The organism is Bartonella sp. SD1336NMGDW (assembly GCF_042193565.1).
In the GTDB taxonomy this organism is placed as follows: Bacteria; Pseudomonadota; Alphaproteobacteria; order Rhizobiales; family Rhizobiaceae; genus Bartonella; species Bartonella grahamii.
This window is the reverse complement of record NZ_JBHILW010000060.1, coordinates 1-1808: the sequence shown is the minus strand read 5'-3', so window position 1 is coordinate 1808 and position 1808 is coordinate 1. Positions and strand designations below refer to the sequence as shown.

General features: G+C 37.2%; 1 pseudogene. It reads right to left on the bottom strand.

Going from position 1 to position 1808, the window contains the following annotated elements:
- A pseudogene (locus ACFIKH_RS09025) lies at window positions 1-1190 on the bottom strand (hypothetical protein); the annotation flags it as partial.
- Between the last annotated feature and the right edge of the window lie 618 nt (window positions 1191-1808).

Below are 1808 nucleotides of genomic sequence, written 5' to 3'. Positions count from 1 at the left end.
GCTAACGCATCCGCAACATTATCATACTTCTTCTCTTCAACTGTAACACCATCATCTTTGACAGCTTTAACCGTGAAGGTAGGAGCGGTCCATTCACCATTCTCATAGCTAGCGCTACCACCTAAAGACGTTGCAACCTTAGTGCCAAGACTATGAAGCTGGTTACCAGCTACAGCATCGCTTGAGGTTGAAGTAATGTCTCCATTCGCAAGAGATGTAATCTTGCTGCTGCTATTTTCTTCTCCATGCGTCGCTACAAAAGCACTTTTAGATTTATTCCAGTTCAAAGAGTCACTTTTCGCGTTAGCAACCTCTTTGGTAATTTCATCCTTAACTTTCTCGAATTTATCTTTAACTTTTTCGAATGAAGAACCAACACCAGTAAAGGCTGAAGCGACATCATTATAAGTTGAATCAGAAACATCCCCATCTTTTGTGAAGCTCTTAACCGTGAAGGTAGGAGCGGTCCATTCACCATTCTCATAGCTAGCGCTACCACCTAAAGATTTTGCAACACTGTTCCCTAGATTATAAAGCTGTGAGCCATTTATCGCATCGGTTGAGGTCGCTGTAATCGAACCAGCAGCAACATCCAAAAGAAGCCGAGCTTCACCTTTACTATTCAGAATACTTATTTTTTTTAATGGTGAGTTAGCAGAAATAGTTATCGTGCCTCCCTCATCCGCTCGGTTTAGTGCACTGGGTAAGCTTCTCAAAAATAGATTATTTTGTTTCTCTTCAATAGCAGAGGGCTCCTTTATCTCAACAAGCTGATGATTTAAACTTGTGGAAGCACTATTCACATCAGAAAATGCATCCGCTACATTCTTAGAACTTTGCTTACCCGCAAATGCAGTATCAAATGCACGTTGCGTTTGAAATTTAATATTAGGATTTAAATTTCTGAAACCATCTTCATCCTCTATAAATGCAGAGCCACTATCTTTATATAATTTACTGCCAACAACATAGGCCGGTGGAATAGCTCTAAGCACATTTGTACCGTCACTAAAATCGTTTGATATGTTATTAAAAATCTGAGTATTAGCAGAAACAGGAGAAACATTTGATAAAAAGATAATCACTGAAGCCAATGAAAGCGCTTTAATAAACTGTAATCGATAAAGCGAGTAAGAATTTTTAAAATCATTCACCACCGACGCTTTTGATGTGGTATATAATTTTTTCATAACAAATTCTCCAAGTAAAAAAAACATATTAAGAACATAAAAAAAACATATTTCAGCGCTAGGGATGACTTTGAGATTTGGTTTTGTTTGTTCTTTACAAAGTTTAGGTTTATCGCAGAGGCGAACAGAAGCGCTTAGCACTCTGGCAAGGTTGCGATTAACGTTGATCAACGATTTGGTTAATGGGTTTTTGCTTTTTTCCGCCTTTAAGAAGGTTTTTTTTGCGATAGGATTCCTGAATTTTAGGGTGAGGAAATAGATGGAACGGATATGAAGAAGATATATTTGCACGTTATTATTAGATCTGCGGTTTATAGTTTTTAAAGTGAAAGAGCTCATTTTGTATGCTTAAGGTGCTATAAGGTGTTATTGCAGGAAACGGTTAAGTCGTCTGGTGAATGATTTAGAGTATTTGTTGTGAAATCACTGCACTTTTATCATAGCGATAAGCGGTGTACTCTCGATTTCTAGATTTTTTTCTCTTGAAGAGTTTTAAAATAAAATGAGGATGATTGTGTGATTTCTTCATAATCCTTCGCACCTCCCTTTGCGAGAACTTTTTTCGTTTTTACCAGAATGAGTCTTACTAAAGACGATTTTTATGGTTCTATAGACTAT